The organism is Pseudomonas sp. SWRI99, assembly GCF_014270125.1.
GTDB lineage: Bacteria > Pseudomonadota > Gammaproteobacteria > Pseudomonadales > Pseudomonadaceae > Aquipseudomonas > Aquipseudomonas hamedanensis.
This window is the reverse complement of the sequence record NZ_JABWQR010000016.1, coordinates 18,921-40,347: the sequence shown is the minus strand read 5'-3', so window position 1 is coordinate 40,347 and position 21,427 is coordinate 18,921. Positions and strand designations below refer to the sequence as shown.

The following is a 21,427-nucleotide window of genomic DNA, read 5'->3' as shown; positions in this document are numbered from 1 at the left end:
ATTACTCGAACCAGTGGGCTCGGGCGGCCATGATCAACTTGCCGGCACGATCATCGTCAATGCCGTCGATGTCGAGCAGGTCGTCAATAGACTGCTCGGCCAGGTCTTCGCGGGTAATTACGCCGCGCACCGCCAGTTCCATCGCCAAATCCTTGTCCATACCCTCAAGCGAGAGCAGGTCTTCGGCCGGATGGGCGTCTGCCAGCTTTTCCTCAGTAGCGATGGCTTTGGTCAACAAACGATCCTTGGCGCGAGCGCGAAGCTCGTTGACGATGTCCTCGTCAAAGCCGTCGATGTTGAGCATTTCTTCCACCGGTACGTAGGCAATCTCTTCCAGGCTGGTGAAGCCTTCGTCAACCAGCACCTGAGCCAGTTCTTCGTCGACTTCCAGCTCGTCGATGAAGTTGCGCAGGATGTCGCCGGTTTCCGCTTGCTGCTTAGCCTGGATGTCCGATTCGGTCATCACGTTCAGGGTCCAGCCAGTCAATTGGCTGGCCAGACGTACGTTCTGACCACCGCGACCGATGGCCTGAGCCAGATTGTCTGCGCCAACGGCGATGTCCATGGCATGGGCATCTTCGTCAACAATAATTGCCGCAACCTCGGCCGGGGACATGGCGTTGATCACGAACTGCGCCGGGTTGTCGTCCCACAGCACGATATCAACACGTTCACCGCCCAATTCACCCGATACTGCCTGGACGCGCGAACCGCGCATACCGATGCAGGCACCTTGTGGATCGATGCGCTTGTCCTTGGAGCGAACGGCGATCTTGGCGCGCGAACCCGGATCACGGGACGCAGCCATGACCTCGATGAGGCCTTCAGCAATTTCCGGCACTTCGATACGGAACAGCTCGATCAGCATTTCCGGCGCGGTACGCGACAGGATCAACTGCGGGCCGCGGTTCTCGGTGCGGATTTCCTTGAGCAGCGCACGCAGACGCACGCCGACACGGAAGGTTTCGCGAGAAATGATGTCTTCACGGGCCAGCAACGCTTCAGCGTTGTTACCCAGATCGACGATCACGTTGTCGCGGGTGACTTTCTTCACGGTGCCGGAGATGATTTCTCCCAGACGCTCGCGATAGGCGTCAACCACCTGTGCGCGCTCGGCTTCACGCACTTTTTGCACAATGACCTGCTTGGCAGTCTGTGCAGCAATGCGGCCGAACTCGATCGATTCGATTTTTTCTTCAACGACGTCGCCGACCTTGGCACCAGGATGCGTTTCAGCAACCTTGCTTGGCCAGGTTTCGATGGCCGGATCATCGAGATCATTCTCTTCGACGACCGTCCAGCGACGGAAAGTTTCGTAAGAACCGGTGTGGCGGTTGATTTCCACACGCAGGTCAACTTCGTCTTCAAAACGCTTCTTGGTAGCAGTGGCCAGAGCCAGCTCCAGCGCTTCAAAAATTACGCTTGCCGGTACACCCTTTTCATTGGATACCGACTCAACAACCAGCAGTACTTCTTTGCTCATCGTACGCCTCGCCTTTCGCAAGCCATTGGATCCGCGGGATCCGCGTCTCAGTCAAAACTGGGAATAATGTTGGCCTTGTCGATCATATCGATCGGCAACAGGAACTCGTGGTCTTCTACCTGCACCACGACGTCCTGCTCTTCTACACCGCGCAGAAGGCCCTGAAAGTTGCGTCGACCTTCAAAAGGCGAGCGCAGCTTGATCTTCACTTGTTCACCAACGAACTGGGCGAACTGCTCAAGAGTGAACAGTGGGCGCTCCATGCCTGGCGAGGAAACTTCAAGGGTGTATTCGCTGGTGATCGGGTCTTCAACATCCAGAACACTGCTGATCTGACGGCTGACAATGGCGCAATCGTCCACCAGCACGCCACCCTCTTTATCGATATAAACGCGCAACATCGAGTGTTTACCCTGAGACGAAAACTCGATACCCCAGCATTCATAGCCCAGGGCCACGACCACCGGGGCCAGCAAGGCCTGCAACTCTTCTAGCTTGCTCGACACCTGAACCCCCTAGTGCATGATATGTGCATGCTCTGCAAAATAAAAAAATGGGCATAACGCCCATCCTTGAAACGCCGTCGAACAGCGGCGTTGAAGTGTCCAGCTAACAAAAAGCCCCTTAAAAGGGGCTCCTGAAACTGGTTGCGGGGGCCGGATTTGAACCGACGACCTTCGGGTTATGAGCCCGACGAGCTACCAGACTGCTCCACCCCGCGACAAAGCTGGGGCGGAAGTATACGACCGATCCCTTTTAGGGTCAATGTAACCTTCCACCTGCAAGAAAGCCCGCAACAGCGGGCTCTCCTGACTAATTGGTACCGAGAAGGGGACTCGAACCCCTACACCCTATGGGCACAACCACCTCAAGGTTGCGTGTCTACCAATTCCACCACCTCGGCAAAACTACGTTTGAAACCCTTCTTACTTCTGCTCTTGAGCTGGAGGTACGTCAGTCGCTGGAGTAGCCGACTTTTGCTCTTGAAGCACCGGGACATCATCAGAAGCCGGTTGTTGCTTAGGTACTTCCAACACTGCTGGATCTGGCAATCCTGCTTGAGTCAGCTGATGAGCTTTCTCTTTAGCAAAGTAACCTAACCCCAAGCTGGTTATGAAGAAACCGGCGGCAAGTATAGCAGTAAACTTACTAAGAAAGGTAGAGGAACCTTGGCTTCCGAACACAGTATTTGAAGCACCTGCTCCGAAAGACGCGCCAGCGTCCGCACCCTTACCCTGCTGCAGCAAAACCAGAGCAACTACGCCCAATGCACCCAGCAGATGAAAAACGACTACGACTGTTTCCAGCATTTTTTCAGTTTCCCGCGGCGCGACAGATCGCACCGAACTCATCTGCATTCAGGGAAGCTCCACCAATGAGCCCCCCATCGATATCCGGCATGCCGAACAGTTCGACCGCATTGGCCGCCTTCACGCTGCCGCCGTATAGAAGCCGCACACCTCGTGCGACTTCAGAATTCTCTGCCGCCAACTGCTCGCGAATGGCTTTATGCACATCCTGAGCCTGTTGCGGCGTTGCAGTCAGTCCGGTACCAATGGCCCAGACCGGCTCGTAAGCAATGACTGCCTTGGCAAAGGCACCGACACCCAGCTCCTCGATGATGCTGCCCAGCTGACGCCCGACAACCTCAAGAGTTTTCCCGGCTTCGCGCTGCTCAAGGGTTTCCCCTACACACAACACCGGGATCAAGCCACATGCCTGTGCCGCTGCGAACTTGCGATTCAGCATTCCGTCTCGCTCGCCCAGAATCTGACGGCGTTCGGAGTGCCCGACAAGCACGAGGGAACAACCTGCATCCACCAATTGACTCGGCGCAATTTCACCGGTCAATGCGCCTTGCATGGCTTCCACCGCAGAATTCTGCGCGCCGACCGAAATCGACTTGCCTTTCAAGCCATCAATCACTTGATTGATATGCAAGCAAGGCGGGAATACCGCGACATCAACACCGCTTGGCAAGGCCAGATGACGAAGGCCGTTGATCAGCTCAGCGACGCTGGCGCGGGTACCGTGCATCTTCCAGTTACCAGCTACCATAGGGCGACGCATGCTGTACCTCGTCGGTCAAAGTGGGCGCAGATGTTACCCAACACAATCATGGCTGGCAAGCCGTATCAGGCAGAAACTTCAGTTACCAGTTTTGCCAGTTCCTCGGCGTAGCCGCGAACCTGTGTTTCGTCCTCGCCTTCGACCATCACACGCACGAGCGGCTCTGTTCCGGACTTACGCAGGAGCACTCGACCGCGCCCCGCCATGGCCTGGGTAACACGCGCACTGGCTTCCTTGACAGCGGGATGCTCCAGCGGGCTTTCGCCACCACCGAAACGCACATTGATCAGCACCTGGGGACATTTGCGCAATGCCTGACGAGACTGCGCCAAGCCTTCATTGCGAGTCTTCAGCGCCATCAGCACCTGCAGCGCCGCGATGATCGCATCGCCGGTGGTCGTGTGATTGAAGCAAACGATATGCCCCGAATTCTCACCACCGACCAGCCAGTCGCGTTCCAGCAATTCGGCAATCACATAGCGGTCGCCGACGTTGGCGCGAATGAACGGAATCGAAAGATCCGCCAGGGCCAGTTCGAGACCCAGATTACTCATGAGGGTCCCTACTACACCGCCGTGCAGCTTTCCGCGCTCATGCAGGTCGCGGGCGATAATGAACAGCAGTTCGTCACCATCAACAATGGCGCCTGTGTGATCGACCATCAAGACCCGATCACCGTCGCCATCGAACGCGATACCCAGGTCGGCGTGTTCGGCCAGCACTGCAGCCTGCAACTGATCCATATGGGTCGAGCCGCAGTTGTCGTTGATATTCAGCCCGTTTGGCTGTGCCGACAACACGACAACTTCCGCACCCAGCTCGCGGAAAACACTGGGCGCCACCTTATAGGTCGCACCATGGGCGCAGTCGAGGACAATCTTGAGGCCGGAAAAGCTGGTACCGGTCGGCACGCTGCTCTTGCAGAATTCGATATAGCGCCCGGACGCGTCGTTGATTCGCGACACCTTACCGATCTTGCTCGACTCGACCACGGTCATCGGTGCATCGAGCAATTCCTCGATCATCAACTCGACCTCATCCGGCAGCTTGGTGCCCTTGCCAGAGAAAAACTTGATGCCGTTATCGTCATGAGGGTTGTGCGAGGCACTGATGACAATGCCGGCCTCGGCCTGGAACGTACGCGACAGATAAGCAATGGCCGGTGTCGGCATCGGGCCCAGCAGCATCACGTCAGCACCTGCCGATGTCAGACCTGCCTCGAGTGCAGATTCGAACATGTAGCCGGAAATTCGCGTGTCCTTGCCAACCAGCACCTTGCAGGCGCCCATCTTGCGGAACGCCATGCCCGCCGCCCAGCCGAGCTTGAGCATGAAGTCAGGAGTAATCGGGTAAACACCGACACGACCACGAATGCCGTCGGTGCCAAAATATTTCTTGCTCATAAGTACTCCATCATTCTTATTCGGCTGATTCCACGGCCGCGATCATCCGCACCACATCTACCGTTTCCGCCACATCATGGACGCGCAATATACGCGCCCCCTTGGCCGATGCCAGTGCCGCCAGCGCCAGACCGCCGTACAGTCGCTCGCCCACGGGACGATTCAAGGCGTGCCCGATCATGCTCTTGCGCGACACGCCGACCAACAGGGGTCGCCCCAGCGCATGAAGACCTTCCATATGCTTGAACAAGCTTAGATTGTGCTGCAGGGTCTTGGCGAAACCGAAACCGGGGTCGAGGATGATACGCTCGGCAGGAATACCCGCCAACGCACATTGCGCCATGCGCTCGACAAGAAACTCGCCAACCTCGCGGGTGACATCCTGATACTGCGGATTGTCCTGCATATCGCCAGGCTCACCCAGCATATGCATAAGACAGACCGGCAGCCCGGTTGCCGCCGCCGCGTCCAGTGCGCCATCGCGCCTGAGCGAGCGCACGTCATTGATCAATCCGGCGCCAAGCCGCGCGCTTTCACGCATGACGGCAGGGGTCGACGTATCGACCGAGATAATGACATCCAGCTCGCGACTGATCAGCTCGACGATCGGCGCTACGCGCTCAAGCTCCTCCAGCGGCGAAACTGCTCGCGCACCCGGCCGGGTCGATTCGCCACCGACATCGATCAGTGTCGCACCGGCCAGCACCATCGCTTCGGCATGACGCAACGCCGCATCGAGCTGGCTGTAGCGGCCACCATCTGAGAAGGAATCAGGAGTGACATTGAGAATGCCCATGACATGCGTCTGGGCCAAATCAAGAACCCGGTTGCCGCAAGGCAACCGGGTCAGGGACTGTACAGAAGTCATTTCAAGCCTTAAACGTCAGCAGCCGGACCACCGATCGGTTTCTCCGGACGCTCGTCCTGCACGACGGGCGGCGGAGGCGTACCGGTGCCACCTGACCAGTCGCGCGGCTCGCGAGGCGTACGACCCGCCATGATGTCGTCAATCTGTTCCGCATCAATGGTTTCATACTTCATCAATGCATCAGCCATTGCATCGAGCTTGTCACGGTTGTCCGTGAGGATCTGTTTGGCGGTGCCGTAGCAGTGATCAATGATGCTGCGCACTTCAGAGTCGATCAATTTGGCTGTCTCACCGGAGAAGCTGGCAGCCTGACCACCACCGCCGCGACCGAGGAACACTTCACCCTCTTCTTCGGCGTACATCAGCGGACCGAGCTTTTCCGACAGGCCCCACTTGGTGACCATGTTCCGCGCAATCTGACTTGCGCGCATGATGTCGTTCGAGGCACCGGTCGTAACCCCGTCGAAGCCCAGGGTCATTTCCTCAGCGATACGGCCGCCATACAGCGAGCAGATCTGACTGATCAGCGCACGCTTGGACAGGCTGTAGCGATCCTCTTCCGGCAGGAACATCGTCACACCCAGCGCTCGACCGCGCGGGATGATCGAGACCTTGTAGACCGGGTCATGCTCAGGCACGACACGACCAACAATGGCGTGACCGGCTTCGTGATAAGCAGTGTTCTGCTTCTCTTTCTCGGACATGACCATGGATTTGCGCTCGGCGCCCATCATGATCTTGTCCTTGGCCAGCTCGAACTCTTTCATCTCGACAATACGCTTGCCGCTGCGCGCAGCGAACAGCGAGGCCTCGTTGACCAGGTTGGCCAGGTCGGCACCCGAGAAGCCCGGGGTACCACGTGCGATCACGGCCGGAGCGACGTCGTCACCCATAGGCACTTTGCGCATGTGCACTTTGAGAATCTGCTCGCGACCACGAATGTCCGGCAAGCCCACCACCACCTGACGGTCGAAGCGGCCCGGACGCAGCAGCGCAGGGTCGAGTACGTCTGGACGGTTGGTCGCAGCAATCACGATAATGCCGTCATTCATTTCGAAGCCGTCCATCTCTACCAGCAACTGGTTGAGAGTCTGCTCACGCTCGTCATGACCGCCGCCCATACCGGCGCCACGATGGCGACCTACGGCGTCGATCTCATCGATGAAGATGATGCAAGGCGCGTGCTTCTTGGCCTGTTCGAACATGTCACGGACACGGCTGGCACCGACACCGACGAACATCTCGACGAAGTCAGAACCGGAAATGGTGAAGAACGGCACTTTCGCTTCGCCGGCAATCGCCTTGGCGAGCAAGGTTTTACCGGTACCCGGTGGGCCAACCATCAGCACGCCGCGCGGAATGCGACCGCCCAGGCGCTGGAACTTGCCCGGATCACGCAGGAATTCAACCAGTTCGCCCACTTCTTCCTTGGCTTCGTCGCAACCGGCAACGTCAGCCAGGGTGGTTTTCACCTGATCTTCGGAAAGCAGGCGCGCCTTGCTCTTGCCGAAACTCATCGGCCCGCCCTTGCCACCGGCACCGCCCTGCATCTGGCGCATGAAGAACATGAACACCGCGATGATCACCAGGATCGGGAAGCTGGCGACCAGAAGCTGGGTCCAGATGCTTTGCTGCTCAGGCTGCTTGCCCTCAACCACTACATGATTGTCGACCAGGTCGCCGATCAAGCCGTTGTCCTGAATTGCCGGACGAATGGTCTTGAAGCTGTCGCCATCGGTGCGCTTGCCGGTAATCACATAGCCATCAACGGCTACGCGCTCGACCTTGCCATCCTTGACCTGCTGGATGAAGTCGGAATAGTTGAGGGTCTGCGGCTCGTTAGGGCTGGAGAAGTTGTTCATCACCGTCACCAGGACAGCCGCGATGATCAACCACAGGATCAGATTCTTTGCCATATCGTTCAATTAACTACCCTCTGAAGCAAGCTCCGCTACTGGCGCGCGCTTCGCATGATATTCACCGGCCTAACTTACTACATTACCTACAACTCTGGCAGGCGCCGTCTGTAACCCTTTGTGAAACACTTTCTACACAATATTCGCTTATGCAGGCAGAGCGAAATATGAAAAACCTATCGCCCCACCGAAAAAACCCGTTTTATTCATTACCGCCGCGGTAGCCCCAAGCCAACATATATTGCTCACGGGAGCTGCCACGGGAGGAGTCTGGCTTGATCATCTGGATCTTGTCGAATTTCTTGCGAGCATCCTTCAGATAAACATCGAACCCTTCGCCCTGGAAAATCTTGATAACGAAATTGCCACCGGGCTTGAGTATCCGCTCCGCCAGATCAAGGGCGAGCTCGCAGAGAAACATGGCTTTGGGCATGTCCACTTCGGGCGTACCACTCATATTGGGGGCCATATCGGAAATCACAAGGTCCACCTGTGAATTACCCACGGCCTCAAGAATCTCGGCAAGCACGGCATCCTCAGTGAAGTCGCCCTGAATGAAATGCACGTCAGGGATGCTGTCCATTTCCAGAATGTCAGAGGCGATCAAGCGCCCCTGACCACCGATCAGCCGGCTGGTGACTTGCGACCAGCCACCCGGCGCCGCGCCGAGGTCGACCACGCTCATGCCCGGACGGATCAGTTTGTATTTTTCCTGGATCTCCAGAAGCTTGTAACTCGCACGCGAGCGGTAGCCATCCTTCTGCGCCTGCTTCACATAAGGATCGTTGACATGTCTTTTCAGCCAACCAAGGCTTGTCTTGGAACGCGCCATTGGGCACCTCGATGATAAGGGTCGTGATTAATTGGGCGGATCCACGAACCCTCGGGTAAAATGGCCGCCATTTTACAGAATCCAGACGAAAGGGTCAGATTATGCCGCTCACTCCAGAGCAGAAGAAACAGTACAAATCCATCGGCCACCACCTCAAGCCAGTGTTGACGGTGGCGGACAACGGTTTGACTGAAGGTGTGCTAGCCGAACTCGAACGCGCCTTGGCCGATCACGAGCTGATCAAGGTCAAGCTCAATATCCTCGACCGCGAGTCGCGCCTGGCGCACATCGCCGAACTGTGCAAGGTCGGCAAAGCGGACCTGGTTCAGGTCATCGGCAAGATGGCACTGATTTACCGCAAGAACTTCAGCGTCAACAAGCAGCTGTCGAACGTTCATCGCTTCAAGTGATGAACCGGGTCAGGGGTGTGCTTCGCGCACCCTGCCACTCCATCCCGGCACCGGCTGCATCACCAGTACCAGCCCGGAAAAGCCCAGCACCAGGTAACTGAACACCTGCCAGCGCTGCGCATCCGGCCAGCCGACACGCACTGCGATATACATCGCGCACGCGTACAACGCCATCAACAACACTTGCCCGCGAAAATCCCGCCATAGACTGCCAGGGCCCTCGGCCTGTACCAGCACCAAAACCTGAAAGACCACGCATAAAGCGGCGAATCCCACCACCAGCACTTCAAATGCGCTGGCAACTTCGTCGATCAACAGCGGCGCCAGACCGATCTGGCCCAACGCCGGCTGCAAACCGATGTGAATCAACCATAGACCACCGACCCAAAGCATCTGGGTCAGCTGCCAAAGCATGGCGCCCGCATGCAGCGGGCGCCTTCTTTCAGATGTGACGAACTTCGACAATCTCGTACTCGATCACGCCGCTTGGCGTTTTGACGGCGACCACGTCGCCCTCTTCCTTGCCGATCAAGGCGCGGGCCAGCGGCGAACCGACAGAAATCTTGCCGAGTTTGAAGTCAGCCTCATCCTCACCCACGATGTGGTAAGTGACGCTTTCATCCGTCTCGACATTGGCGATTTCAACGGTTGTGCCGAAAATCACTTTGCCGGTGTGCGGAATGGTGGTGACGTCGATGATCACAGCGTTCTGCATACGGCCTTCGATGTCACGAATCCGCGCCTCGACCATGCCTTGCTGTTCGCGCGCAGCATGGTATTCAGCGTTTTCTTTCAAGTCACCCAACTCGCGGGCCGTACCAATGTCCTGGCTGAGCTTCGGACGAACGACCTTGGTCAGGTGAGCATGTTCTTCTTCAAGGGCTTTGGCGCCCTGAACAGTCATCGGGTACTTGGTTATGCTCATGCCTTCAATCCTGCGTGTAGATCCTGCAAGCGGCGCACGGTCTTTTCCGGACCGAACTTCAGCGCTTCGCAGATCGCTTCGCCCGCAGCAATGGTCGTGGTGCAGTAAATCTTGTGCTGCAGGGCGTTACGACGAATGGAATACGAATCGGCGATCGACTGACGACCTTCGGTGGTGTTGATGATCAGCGTGACTTCGTCATTCTTGATCATGTCGACCACGTGCGGACGACCCTCGGTCACCTTGTTCACGCGGCGCACTTTCAGGCCTGCCGCTTCGATCAGCTTGGCAGTGCCGGCAGTGGCGACCACTTCGAAACCCAAGTTGATCAGATCACGGGCCACGCCTGCAACCAGTGGCTTGTCGTCGTCGCGCACGCTGATGAACGCGGTACCGCCGGTCGGCAGCACTTCGCTGGCGCCCATCTGGGCTTTGGCAAATGCCTCACCGAAGGTGTCGCCGACGCCCATCACTTCACCGGTCGACTTCATCTCTGGGCCGAGGATCGGGTCAACGCCAGGGAATTTGGCGAACGGGAACACCGCCTCTTTCACGCTGTAGAAGTTCGGGATGATTTCTTTGGTGAAACCGATTTCTTTCAAGGTCTTACCGGCCATCACGCGAGCAGCGATCATGGCCAGGGACACGCCGATGCACTTGGACACGAACGGCACGGTACGCGAAGCGCGCGGGTTGACTTCGATGACGTAGATGTCTTCGCCCTGCAAAGCCAGCTGCACGTTCATCAGGCCGACAACGCCCAGTTCAAGGGCCATTTTCTTGACCTGTTCGCGCATCTCGTCCTGGATGTGCGCTGGCAGCGAGTACGGCGGCAGCGAGCATGCGGAGTCACCGGAGTGAACACCGGCCTGTTCGATGTGCTGCATGATCGCGCCGATTACCACGTCTTTGCCGTCGCACACCGCATCCACGTCCATTTCGATGGCGCAGTTGAGGAAGTGGTCGAGCAGCACCGGGCTGTCGTTGGACACTTGCACCGCGTCACGCAGGTAACGCTTGAGCTCGTCTTCCTTGTACACGATTTCCATCGCGCGGCCGCCCAGTACGTAGGACGGACGCACCACCAGCGGATAACCGATTTTCGCTGCAGCGCGAACCGCTTCGTCTTCGCTGCGCACGGTGGCGTTTGGCGGCTGACGCAGATTCAGGCGCTCGACCATTTGCTGGAAACGCTCACGGTCTTCAGCGCGGTCGATGGCGTCCGGGCTGGTGCCGATGATCGGTACGCCGGCCGCTTCCAGGGCGCGAGCCAGTTTCAGCGGAGTCTGACCGCCGTACTGGACGATCACGCCTTTCGGCTTCTCGACGCGGCAGATTTCCAGTACGTCTTCCAGGGTTACCGGCTCGAAGTACAGACGGTCGGAAGTGTCGTAGTCGGTGGAAACGGTTTCCGGGTTGCAGTTGACCATGATGGTTTCGTAGCCATCTTCGCGCAGAGCGAGCGCCGCGTGAACGCAGCAGTAGTCGAACTCGATGCCCTGACCGATACGGTTCGGACCGCCACCCAGAATCATGATCTTGTCGCGACCCGACGGCGCGGCTTCGCACTCTTCCTCGTAGGTCGAGTAGAGGTAAGCGGTGTCGGTGGCGAACTCGGCGGCGCAGGTGTCAACGCGCTTGTAGACCGGGAACACTTCGAGTTTCTGACGGTGCGTGCGCAGATTCTTCTCGGTCACACCCAGCAGCTTGGCCAGACGCTGATCGGAGAAGCCTTTGCGCTTGAGCTTGAACATCAGGTCACGATCGATCGAGGACAGACCGAGGGTCTTGACCTTCTCTTCTTCCTTGATCAGGTCTTCGATCTGCACCAGGAACCACGGATCGATCATGTTCATGCCGAAAATGTCTTCGACCGACAGACCGGCGCGGAAGGCGTCCGCCACGTACCAGATACGCTCGGCGCCCGGTACGGTCAGCTCGCGCTTGAGCACGCTCATGCTTTCCGGATTGCTCAGATCGAGCTTCTCGTCGAGACCGCAAACGCCGACTTCCAGACCACGCAGGGCTTTCTGCAGGGATTCCTGGAAGGTCCGGCCGATGGCCATGACTTCGCCCACTGATTTCATTTGCGTGGTCAGACGCGCGTCAGCCTTGGCGAATTTCTCGAAGGCAAAGCGTGGCAGCTTGGTGACGACATAGTCGATCGACGGCTCGAAGGACGCCGGGGTCTTGCCGCCGGTGATGTCGTTCGACAGCTCGTCGAGGGTATAACCCACAGCCAGTTTGGCCGCGACCTTGGCGATCGGGAAACCGGTGGCTTTCGAGGCCAGTGCCGACGAACGCGAAACGCGCGGGTTCATTTCGATCACGACCATACGGCCAGTGTTCGGGCAGATACCGAACTGCACGTTGGAACCGCCGGTTTCGACGCCGATCTCGCGCAGTACCGCCAGGGAGGCGTTACGCAGGATCTGATATTCCTTGTCGGTCAGGGTCTGCGCCGGCGCAACGGTGATCGAGTCACCGGTGTGCACGCCCATCGGGTCGAAGTTTTCGATCGAGCAGACGATGATGCAGTTGTCCTTTTTGTCGCGGACAACTTCCATTTCATATTCTTTCCAGCCGATCAGCGATTCGTCGATCAGAAGCTCTTTGGTCGGCGACAGATCCAGACCACGGGCGCAGATTTCTTCGAACTCTTCACGGTTGTACGCAATACCGCCACCGGTGCCGCCCATGGTGAAGGACGGACGAATGATGCACGGGAAGCCCAGAGTCTCGAGGACCGCGTTGGCTTCTTCCATGCTGTGGGCGATACCGGAACGCGGGCACGCCAGGCCGATGGACTTCATCGCCTTGTCGAAACGCGAACGGTCTTCAGCCTTGTCGATGGTGTCGGCGTTGGCACCGATCATCTCTACGCCGAATTTCTCCAGAACGCCTTCGCGCTCCAGGTCCAGCGCGCAGTTCAGCGCAGTCTGGCCACCCATGGTTGGCAGCACGGCGTCCGGACGCTCTTTTTCGATGATCTTGGCCACGGTCTGCCACTTGATCGGCTCGATGTAGGTGGCGTCGGCCATGTCCGGGTCGGTCATGATGGTGGCCGGGTTGGAGTTCACCAGGATGACGCGGTAACCCTCTTCGCGCAGGGCTTTGCAGGCCTGGGCGCCGGAGTAGTCGAATTCGCAGGCCTGGCCGATCACGATCGGGCCAGCGCCAAGAATCAGGATGCTTTTAATGTCTGTACGTTTTGGCATGGGTTGTCACTCAAATCCGCAGGTCAGTCGGCAAGCCGTCTTGATCGATTTCTGAAGTCCCGAAGGGGCCGCCGTTAACGGGGCCACCCTCGAGCGCTTCTCTCTACAGTCTCAAGGCGAACGCTTAGCGTCGCTTGGCCATCTCGTTGATGAAGCGGTCGAACAGTGGCGCAACATCGTTCGGGCCCGGGCTTGCCTCAGGGTGGCCCTGGAAGCTGAACGCGCTCTTGTCGGTGCGCTCGATACCTTGCAGGGTGCCGTCGAACAGCGATTTGTGGATCGCGCGCACGTTGGCTGGCAGGGTGGCTTCGTCTACTGCAAAACCGTGGTTCTGGCTGGTGATCATCACCACGCCTGTGTCCAGATCCTGCACCGGGTGGTTGGCACCGTGGTGGCCGTGGCCCATTTTCAGGGTCTTGGCGCCGGAAGCCAGGGCCAGCAACTGGTGGCCGAGGCAGATGCCGAATACCGGAGTTTCGGTTTCCAGCACTTCCTTGATCGCCTGGATCGCGTAGTCGCATGGCTCAGGGTCACCCGGGCCGTTGGACAGGAACACGCCGTCCGGCTTGAGCGCCAGCACGTCGGCAGCCGGGGTTTGCGCCGGTACCACGGTGACGCGGCAACCGCGCTCGACCAGCATACGCAGGATGTTGACCTTGACGCCGTAGTCGTAAGCGACCACGTGGTAAGGCAGCTCGGAAGCTTCGATGGTCGCGTGGCTGTCGGTTTTCAGATCCCAGACAGTCGAGCGCCATTCGTATTGAGTCTTGGTGCTGACGACTTTCGCCAGGTCCATGCCCTTCAGGCCCGGGAAGCCTTGCGCAGCGGCGATCGCCGCTTCTTCGGAGATGTTGTCACCGGCCATGATGCAGCCGTTCTGTGCGCCTTTTTCACGCAGGATGCGCGTCAGGCGACGGGTGTCGATACCGGCGATGGCCACGACATTGTTGGCTTTCAGGTAATCGGACAAGGACATCGTGTTACGCCAGTTGCTCGCAACCAGCGGCAGGTCACGGATGACCAGGCCAGCGGACCAGACGCGGTCAGACTCGGCGTCTTCAGGCGTGGTGCCGGTGTTGCCGATGTGCGGGTAAGTCAGGGTAACGATCTGCTGGGCGTAGGAAGGATCGGTAAGGATTTCCTGATAGCCGGTCATTGCGGTGTTGAACACCACCTCACCAACGGTCTGACCGTCGGCTCCAATGGCTTCGCCGCGAAAAATGCTGCCATCAGCAAGGGCGAGTATGGCTGGCTTAGTCAAGAAGACCTCCCGTAAATAACGCATGAAAGGGCAATCGCAGGTTGTAAAAAAGCGGAGTGACGTATGGACACGTCACCCCGCTTCTTCACTGAAATTATTCTGCGCGCTTTTAGTGGACACACTAAAGCTGTAGCTTACAGAAAAGGGCGTTTTTGGTCCACCGCTAAAGAGCCTTAAAGGCCGGAGAATGCGACAGGCCGTCGCCAAGCGGTAAAAACCGGCGCAAACAGGGCGTTTGCGCCGGATTCAGCAACAGCTCAACGCAGGTCGAGCACGTCCTGCATGTCATACAGGCCTGGCTCGCGACCATCCAGCCACAGCGCCGCACGCACCGCGCCCTTGGCGAAGGTCATGCGGCTAGAAGCCTTGTGGGTGATCTCGACGCGCTCGCCATCAGCAGCGAACAGCACGGTGTGGTCACCAACGATGTCGCCGGCACGCACAGTGGCAAAACCAATGGTTTCACGCTCACGCGCACCGGTTTGTCCTTCGCGACCGTAGACCGCGACCTTCTTCAGATCGCGACCCAGCGCATCGGCAATCACCTCGCCCATACGTACCGCCGTGCCCGACGGCGCATCAACCTTGTGGCGGTGATGAGCCTCCATGATTTCGATATCGACATCATCACCCAGCACCCGTGCAGCAGTGTCGAGCAACTTCAGGCACAGGTTGACGCCAACGCTGAAGTTGGCGGCAAAGACGATCGGAATGTCCTTGCCCGCGTCGGCCAGCAATTGCTTCTCTTCGACACTGAAACCGGTCGTGCCGATGATCATCGCCTTGCCGTGCTTGCGGCAGAACGCGAGATTCTTCAGGGTCACGGTCGGATGGGTGAAGTCGATCAGTACGTCGAATTCTTCAACCACACGATCCAGATCACCGGACAGCGGCACGCCGATACGGCCCAGCGCTGCCAGCTCACCGGCATCCGCACCGACCAGCGTGCTGTCAGGACGATCCACCGCAGCGGTCAGGCCGGCGCCCGGCGTTTGCTGCACCGCTTCGATCAGGGTCTTGCCCATGCGCCCGGCGGCGCCCATCACTGCAATACGTCGCATGCCGACTCCTTACAAATCGCCGAAGAAGCGTTTCACACCGTCAAACCAACCGGTGGTTTTCGGCGAGTGACTGTTGTCATCGGCCAGGGAGCTGCGGAATTCCTCCAGCAGTTCGCGCTGACGACGGTTCAGATTGACCGGCGTCTCGACCGCCACGCGGCACATCAAGTCGCCCGCACCACCGCCACGCACCGGCGCCACGCCCTTACCGCGCACGCGGAACTGCTTGCCGGTCTGGGTACCTTCAGGGATTTTCAGTTTGACGCGACCGTCGAGGGTAGGAATTTCCAGCTCGCCGCCCAGCGCCGCATCGACGAAGCTGATCGGCACTTCGCAGAACAGATGCTTGCCGTCACGCTGGAAGATGTCGTGCTCGCGTACATTGATGACAACGTACAGGTCGCCAGTCGGCCCGCCCTGGGTACCCGCTTCGCCTTCGCCGGACAGACGAATGCGGTCGCCGGTGTCGACGCCAGCCGGCACTTTGACCGAAAGGGTTTTGTATTCTTCGACGCGACCGTCGCCGTGGCAGGAGTCGCACGGATCAGAAATGATCTTGCCCTGGCCATGGCAGCGCGGGCAGGTCTGCTGCACCGAGAAGAAGCCCTGCTGCATGCGCACCTGGCCGATACCGCCGCAGGTCGGGCAGGTCGAAGGCGACGAACCTTTCTTGGCGCCCGAACCATCGCACGGCTTGCAATTGACCAGCGTCGGAACACGGATGTTCACGGTAGTACCGCGCACCGCTTCTTCCAGATTCAGCTCCAGGGTGTAGCGCAAATCGCTGCCACGCTGGGCGCCGCCACGGGAACCGCCGCGACCGCCGCCGAAGAAGTCACTGAAGACGTCGCCAAAGATGTCGGAGAAGTTCTGCCCGCCAAAACCGGCACCGCCGCCGCCCATGCTCGGGTCGACGCCGGCATGACCATATTGGTCGTATGCCGCGCGCTTGCTGGCATCGGACAACACTTCATAGGCCTCGTTGGCCTCTTTGAATGCCTCTTCCGAAGCTTTGTCGCCCGGATTACGGTCGGGGTGGTGCTTCATTGCCAGGCGGCGATAGGCCTTCTTCAGGTCCGCTTCGCTCGTGCCCCGCTCGACACCCAATACTTCGTAATAGTCACGCTTTGCCATAAGTTTCTTTGCACCCTTAAGGACGTTCGGCAAACCTCTCCTGAGCCTCGCCAAACTCGTTGAGCCCCCATTAAGGCCCGGACCCAACTCACGTCAATTCAACGATCCTGGTCTTGATTGATGCGGTATCTGCGGCGAGAAAAGCAGGAGCATTTTCAGCCATACCGCCAGCAAGCGAGCGTTGTCGCATGCTGTAAAAATTCGCGTATTCCAGATACGCCAACGCGGGAGGCAAGCTCCCGCGCGGCGACATCCTACCAGTCACCGCCGCAAGGCAGTCAACCGGGCGACCAACAACTTACTTGTGGTCTTTGACTTCTTCGAACTCGGCATCGACAACGTCGTCAGCCTTCTCAGCCGATTCGCCTTGCGGGGCCGCGCCATCAGCTGGCTGAGCCTGTTCGGCGTACATCTTCTGAGCAACCGGAGCAGAGACTTTCGACAGCTCTTCAACCTTGGCTTCGATGGCAGCCTTGTCGTCGCCTTTGACGGCGGCTTCCAGGGCAACCACTGCAGCTTCGATGGCAGTCTTCTCTTCGGCAGTGACCTTGTCACCGGCGTCAGCGACCATTTTGCGAGTCGAGTGAACCAGCGCGTCACCCTGATTGCGGGCAGCGGCCAGCTCTTCGAACTTGCGGTCTTCCTCAGCGTTAGCTTCGGCGTCACGCACCATGCGCTCGATTTCCTCGTCGGACAGACCGGAGTTGGCCTTGATCACGATCGACTGAGTCTTGCCGGTCGCCTTGTCTTTCGCGCCGACGTGCAGAATGCCGTTGGCGTCGATGTCGAAGGTAACTTCGATCTGCGGCACACCACGTGGAGCAGGTGGAATGTCGGCCAGGTCGAACTTGCCCAGCGATTTGTTCTGTGCGGCTTGCTTGCGCTCGCCCTGCAGAACGTGAATGGTCACAGCGCCCTGGTTGTCGTCGGCAGTCGAGAACACTTGCGATTTCTTGGTAGGAATCGTGGTGTTTTTCTCGATCAGCGCGGTCATCACGCCACCCATGGTTTCGATACCCAGGGTCAGCGGGCTGACGTCGAGCAGCAGAACGTCTTTCACATCACCGGCCAGAACAGCGCCCTGAATCGCGGCACCCATGGCAACGGCTTCGTCAGGGTTGACGTCTTTACGTGCTTCTTTACCGAAGAAATCGGTCACCAGCTTCTGCACCAGTGGCATACGGGTCTGACCACCGACCAGAATCACGTCGTTGATCGCGCCAACGTCGATACCGGCGTCTTTCATGGCGATGCGGCAAGGCTCGATGGTGCGCTGAACCAGGTCTTCAACCAGTGCTTCGAGCTTGGCACGCGAGATCTTCACGTTCAGGTGCTTGGGACCGGTGGCATCTGCAGTGATGTACGGCAGGTTGACGTCGGTCGACTGAGCGGACGACAGCTCGATCTTGGCTTTCTCAGCGGCTTCTTTCAGGCGCTGCATGGCCAGCGGGTCACCCTTGAGGTTCATGCCGCTTTCTTTCTTGAATTCGTCAACGAGGTAGTCGATCAGACGAATGTCAAAGTCTTCACCGCCCAGGAAAGTGTCACCGTTGGTGGCCAACACTTCGAACTGGTGCTCGCCGTCAACTTCAGCGATTTCGATCACGGAAACGTCGAACGTACCGCCACCCAGGTCATAAACGATCACGGTGTGATCGCCCTTGGCCTTGTCCATACCGTAAGCCAGCGCGGCTGCGGTCGGTTCGTTGATGATACGTTTTACGTCCAGACCAGCGATGCGGCCGGCGTCTTTGGTCGCCTGGCGCTGGCTGTCGTTGAAGTAGGCCGGAACGGTAATCACCGCTTCGGTCACTGCCTCGCCGAGGTAGTCTTCGGCGGTCTTCTTCATCTTCTTCAGAATTTCAGCCGAGATTTGTGGCGGCGCCATTTTCTGGCCGTTCACTTCAACCCAGGCGTCATTGTTGTCAGCCTTGACGATCTTGTAAGGGACCATCTGGATGTCTTTCTGCACAACTTCTTCGTCGAAACGACGACCGATCAGACGCTTTACTGCGTACAGGGTGTTGTGCGGGTTGGTCACAGCCTGACGCTTGGCCGACTGACCTACCAGAATTTCGCCGTCGTTGGCGTAAGCGATGATCGACGGCGTGGTACGCGCGCCTTCAGCGTTCTCAATAACTTTAGCCTTGCCGTTTTCCAGCACGGAGACGCAGGAGTTGGTAGTCCCCAGGTCGATACCGATAATTTTGCCCATGTTCACTCTCCCGAAACTTTGGATTTTGTTGCCGCAGCAGTGGTGGCTAACTGCGGTAGCACTTAAACGCTTGACTTCTAAATGGGGGCCTTGCGGCTAATTTCAAGCCTGTTCGTCAATCGAAGGCGAAACTGGCGCAGGGGCCTTGCTGACCACGACCATGGCCGGGCGCAGCAGGCGACCATTGAGCTGATAGCCCTTCTGGAACACTTTCAGGACGCTGTTCGGTTCGACGTCAGCGCTTTCCTGCATGGCCATTGCCTGATGGAGAACGGCGTTGAACGGTTCATCATGCGGATCGATCGCTTCAAGCTGATAACGCTTGAGGGTGTCGTTGAACATTTTCAGGGTCAGCTCGATGCCTTCGCGCATCGGACGGATGCTTTCATCGTCCGGGTTCGACAGTTCGAGACCGCGCTCCAGGCTGTCGACGATCGGCAGCAGGTCGCCGGCAAATTTTTCCAGCGCAAACTTGTGCGCCTTCTCGACATCCTGTTCGGCACGGCGGCGGACGTTCTGCAGATCGGCAGCTACACGCAGAGACTGATCCTGCGCGGCGGCCAACTGCTCTTCGAGCACTTGCACACGGGTCGCCAGGTCATCCCCCGAACCTTCCGGCGCCTGATTGGCTTCTGGGTTTTGCGTATCTACTGTCTGTTCGTCAGCCATGGAATTCTCCTTTCAATTTCGTCCGCGAGCCTGACTCGCGCTTCTGCCCCGGTATATGGGGCCGCAAAATCAGGCTTCAAGGGCTTTGAAAAATTAACCCTACAAAAAAGTGCCGCTTTCTCATTCCCGAACGCGCTAAGAAGATCTTCAATTCAAGCAAATCGAGCTAAAGGAGGTGATTGTCAGGGCGAAACAAAACACTGTATAAATAACCAGACCTCAAGCCTGGGAGCGGCCGTCATGCTGGTGCACCTGTCTGTACATAACTACGCCATCGTTGAACATCTCGATCTCGAACTCGATCGCGGGATGAGCGTGATCACAGGGGAAACCGGCGCCGGCAAGTCGATCATGCTCGATGCGCTGGGCCTGACCCTGGGCGATCGTGCCGACAGCGGCGTGGTGCGGCCGGGCGCCGACAAGGCCGATATTCTGGCGACCTTCGACCTGGCGGACATCCCCGAAGCCAGCGCCTGGCTGGCCGAGCGCGATCTGGACATCGACGGGCCGTGCATCCTGCGTCGGGTCATTACCTCGGAGGGCCGGTCGCGCGGCTATATCAATGGCACGCCCTGCCCGCTTGGCGATCTCAAAGCCCTTGGCGAATTGCTGATCGACATCCACAGCCAGCACGAACATCAGTCGCTGCTGAAAACCGACACCCATCGCCGCCTGCTCGACGAATACGCTGGCGCCACCGACCTGGCCCGCCAGGTGCAACTCGCCGCCCAGCGTTGGCGCCAGACCCGGCAAGAGCTGGAGCGCCTTTCCAATTCCGGCGATGAGCAACGCGCCCGCCATCAACTGCTCAGCTATCAGCTCGAAGAACTGGAAAACCTCGGCCTCGGCGAAAACGAACTGGAACAACTGGAGCAGGAACACAAGAACCTGACCAACGCCGAAGCCCTGCTCGGCATTTGCCGACAGGTGATTGAGCAATGCAGCGAGAGCGATTCCGGCAACGTGCTCAATGCACTCACCGCGAGCCTCAACCGCTTGTCCAGCGTGAACAACTCGGTCGGTGCACTCGGCGAAGCCAGCAGTCTGCTGACCAGCGCGCAGATTCAGGTTGAAGAAGCGGTCGGCGAGCTCAACCGCTTCCTCGACAATTTCGACGCCGACCCGGCGCGCCTGCAATACCTGGAAGAACGCCTCGACGCGATCTATACCCTGGCGCGTAAACACCGGATCCAGCCCACCGAAGTCGCCGAGATGCAACAGAAGCTGCTGGATGAAATTGAAACCCTCAACGCCAATGACGAATCCATCGAGCGCCTGGGTGAAGAGCTGGCGTCCTATGCCCGCCACTATCAACAGAAAGCACGCGAACTCAGCGACCTTCGCCATCAGGCGGCGGGCGGTCTCGCCAGTGCGGTGGAACAGGAAATTCAGCGACTGGGCATGCCTGGCGGTCGGTTCACCATCGAATTGAAAGCCAATAACAGCGACGAACTGCTGCCGAACGGACTGGAGCAGGTCGAACTGCTGGTCAGCGCCAACCCTGGTCAACCGCTCAAAGCCTTGGCAAAAGTGGCATCCGGGGGTGAGCTGTCGCGGATCAGCCTGGCGATTCAGGTGATCACCGCACAGACGTCTCGCGTTCCCACGCTGGTATTCGACGAAGTCGACGTAGGTATTGGCGGCCCGACTGCCGAGATTGTCGGCCAGTTATTACGGCGCCTCGGTGATCGTGGCCAAGTGCTGACCGTGACCCACTTGCCGCAAGTGGCGGCGCAGGGACATCAGCATCTGTTCGTGCACAAGGTTCGCGATGAAAAAGCGACTCACACGGCCGTCGCGAAGCTGAGCAAGAATGAGCGCATCGAAGAAGTCGCGCGGATGCTCGGTGGTATCGATCTGACCAAGGAGTCCCTGGCCCACGCTAAAAAAATGGTAGTGACCGCGAAGGCTTAACAAGCAATAGAAAGCACGAAGGCGACCCTTGGGTCGCCTTCGTTCGTT

18 protein-coding genes and 2 tRNA genes are annotated in these 21,427 nt (G+C 58.5%); 2 read left to right on the top strand and 18 right to left on the bottom strand.

All coding sequences use genetic code 11. The annotated features are described in order from the left end of the window. Nucleotide 1 precedes the first annotated feature (1 nt). From nusA to rlmE, 10 genes are all read right to left on the bottom strand, one after another. Complete coding sequence (gene nusA, locus HU743_RS14735; RefSeq protein WP_024011569.1) at nucleotides 2-1,483, bottom strand: transcription termination factor NusA; 1,482 nt, start codon at nucleotides 1,481-1,483, stop codon at nucleotides 2-4. 47 nt (nucleotides 1,484-1,530) lie between these two features. Continuing rightward, complete coding sequence (gene rimP / locus HU743_RS14730) at nucleotides 1,531-1,989, bottom strand: ribosome maturation factor RimP (protein WP_186649413.1); 459 nt, start codon at nucleotides 1,987-1,989, stop codon at nucleotides 1,531-1,533. A gap of 138 nt (nucleotides 1,990-2,127) precedes the next feature. Next, nucleotides 2,128-2,204: transfer RNA gene (locus tag HU743_RS14725), tRNA-Met, on the bottom strand. Between the two features lie 97 nt (nucleotides 2,205-2,301). Further along, nucleotides 2,302-2,387 (bottom strand) — tRNA-Leu (locus tag HU743_RS14720). Between the two features lie 22 nt (nucleotides 2,388-2,409). Then, a complete protein-coding gene (gene secG / locus HU743_RS14715; protein ID WP_016771756.1) occupies nucleotides 2,410-2,793 on the bottom strand; it encodes a preprotein translocase subunit SecG in 384 nt (127 codons plus the stop codon). A gap of 4 nt (nucleotides 2,794-2,797) precedes the next feature. Then, the gene (gene tpiA / locus HU743_RS14710) at nucleotides 2,798-3,553 is read right to left on the bottom strand and encodes a triose-phosphate isomerase (protein WP_186547344.1); all 756 of its coding nucleotides are present in this window, start codon (nucleotides 3,551-3,553) and stop codon (nucleotides 2,798-2,800) included. Nucleotides 3,554-3,618: 65 nt separating this feature from the next. Continuing rightward, nucleotides 3,619-4,956, bottom strand: a complete 1,338-nt coding sequence (gene glmM / locus HU743_RS14705) for a phosphoglucosamine mutase (RefSeq protein ID WP_186547345.1) — start codon at nucleotides 4,954-4,956, stop codon at nucleotides 3,619-3,621. Nucleotides 4,957-4,972: 16 nt separating this feature from the next. After that, nucleotides 4,973-5,824, bottom strand: coding sequence for a dihydropteroate synthase (gene folP, locus HU743_RS14700; protein ID WP_186649412.1), 852 nt, complete (start codon nucleotides 5,822-5,824; stop codon nucleotides 4,973-4,975). A gap of 8 nt (nucleotides 5,825-5,832) precedes the next feature. Then, on the bottom strand, nucleotides 5,833-7,740 hold the full coding sequence (gene ftsH, locus HU743_RS14695; RefSeq protein ID WP_101158080.1) for an ATP-dependent zinc metalloprotease FtsH: 1,908 nt from the start codon (nucleotides 7,738-7,740) through the stop codon (nucleotides 5,833-5,835). Nucleotides 7,741-7,942: 202 nt separating this feature from the next. Further along, nucleotides 7,943-8,572 carry a 23S rRNA (uridine(2552)-2'-O)-methyltransferase RlmE gene (gene rlmE, locus HU743_RS14690; RefSeq protein ID WP_186547347.1) on the bottom strand — a complete coding sequence of 210 codons (630 nt, stop codon included), beginning with the start codon at nucleotides 8,570-8,572 and terminating at the stop codon, nucleotides 7,943-7,945. Between the two features lie 101 nt (nucleotides 8,573-8,673). Here rlmE and HU743_RS14685 point away from each other — a divergent pair, with 101 nt between their 5' ends. Further along, on the top strand, nucleotides 8,674-8,982 hold the full coding sequence (locus tag HU743_RS14685) for a YhbY family RNA-binding protein (RefSeq protein ID WP_186547348.1): 309 nt from the start codon (nucleotides 8,674-8,676) through the stop codon (nucleotides 8,980-8,982). 9 nt (nucleotides 8,983-8,991) lie between these two features. Here the strand turns inward: HU743_RS14685 and HU743_RS14680 are convergent, their stop codons facing one another. The 8 genes from HU743_RS14680 to grpE form a co-directional block, all read right to left on the bottom strand. Continuing rightward, nucleotides 8,992-9,396: an MFS transporter gene (locus tag HU743_RS14680; RefSeq protein WP_186547349.1), complete on the bottom strand. Its 405-nt coding sequence runs from the start codon at nucleotides 9,394-9,396 to the stop codon at nucleotides 8,992-8,994. A 28-nt stretch (nucleotides 9,397-9,424) separates the two neighbouring features. After that, on the bottom strand, nucleotides 9,425-9,901 hold the full coding sequence (gene greA, locus HU743_RS14675; RefSeq protein ID WP_186547382.1) for a transcription elongation factor GreA: 477 nt from the start codon (nucleotides 9,899-9,901) through the stop codon (nucleotides 9,425-9,427). A gap of 2 nt (nucleotides 9,902-9,903) precedes the next feature. After that, nucleotides 9,904-13,125 (bottom strand): carbamoyl-phosphate synthase large subunit, encoded by a 3,222-nt coding sequence (carB, locus tag HU743_RS14670; RefSeq protein WP_126360072.1) that lies wholly within the window; start codon nucleotides 13,123-13,125, stop codon nucleotides 9,904-9,906. Nucleotides 13,126-13,249: 124 nt separating this feature from the next. Beyond that, on the bottom strand, nucleotides 13,250-14,386 hold the full coding sequence (gene carA / locus HU743_RS14665; RefSeq protein WP_016771765.1) for a glutamine-hydrolyzing carbamoyl-phosphate synthase small subunit: 1,137 nt from the start codon (nucleotides 14,384-14,386) through the stop codon (nucleotides 13,250-13,252). A gap of 257 nt (nucleotides 14,387-14,643) precedes the next feature. Then, nucleotides 14,644-15,447, bottom strand: a complete 804-nt coding sequence (dapB, locus tag HU743_RS14660) for a 4-hydroxy-tetrahydrodipicolinate reductase (protein WP_041477928.1) — start codon at nucleotides 15,445-15,447, stop codon at nucleotides 14,644-14,646. A 9-nt stretch (nucleotides 15,448-15,456) separates the two neighbouring features. Next, nucleotides 15,457-16,581, bottom strand: coding sequence for a molecular chaperone DnaJ (dnaJ, locus tag HU743_RS14655; protein ID WP_186547350.1), 1,125 nt, complete (start codon nucleotides 16,579-16,581; stop codon nucleotides 15,457-15,459). A gap of 298 nt (nucleotides 16,582-16,879) precedes the next feature. Then, complete coding sequence (dnaK, locus tag HU743_RS14650) at nucleotides 16,880-18,796, bottom strand: molecular chaperone DnaK (RefSeq protein WP_039759567.1); 1,917 nt, start codon at nucleotides 18,794-18,796, stop codon at nucleotides 16,880-16,882. A gap of 102 nt (nucleotides 18,797-18,898) precedes the next feature. Next, nucleotides 18,899-19,465, bottom strand: coding sequence for a nucleotide exchange factor GrpE (grpE, locus tag HU743_RS14645; RefSeq protein ID WP_186649409.1), 567 nt, complete (start codon nucleotides 19,463-19,465; stop codon nucleotides 18,899-18,901). Between the two features lie 240 nt (nucleotides 19,466-19,705). Between grpE and recN the strand changes: the two genes are divergently transcribed. Further along, complete coding sequence (recN, locus tag HU743_RS14640) at nucleotides 19,706-21,379, top strand: DNA repair protein RecN (RefSeq protein WP_186649406.1); 1,674 nt, start codon at nucleotides 19,706-19,708, stop codon at nucleotides 21,377-21,379. The last annotated feature ends 48 nt before the right edge of the window (nucleotides 21,380-21,427 follow it).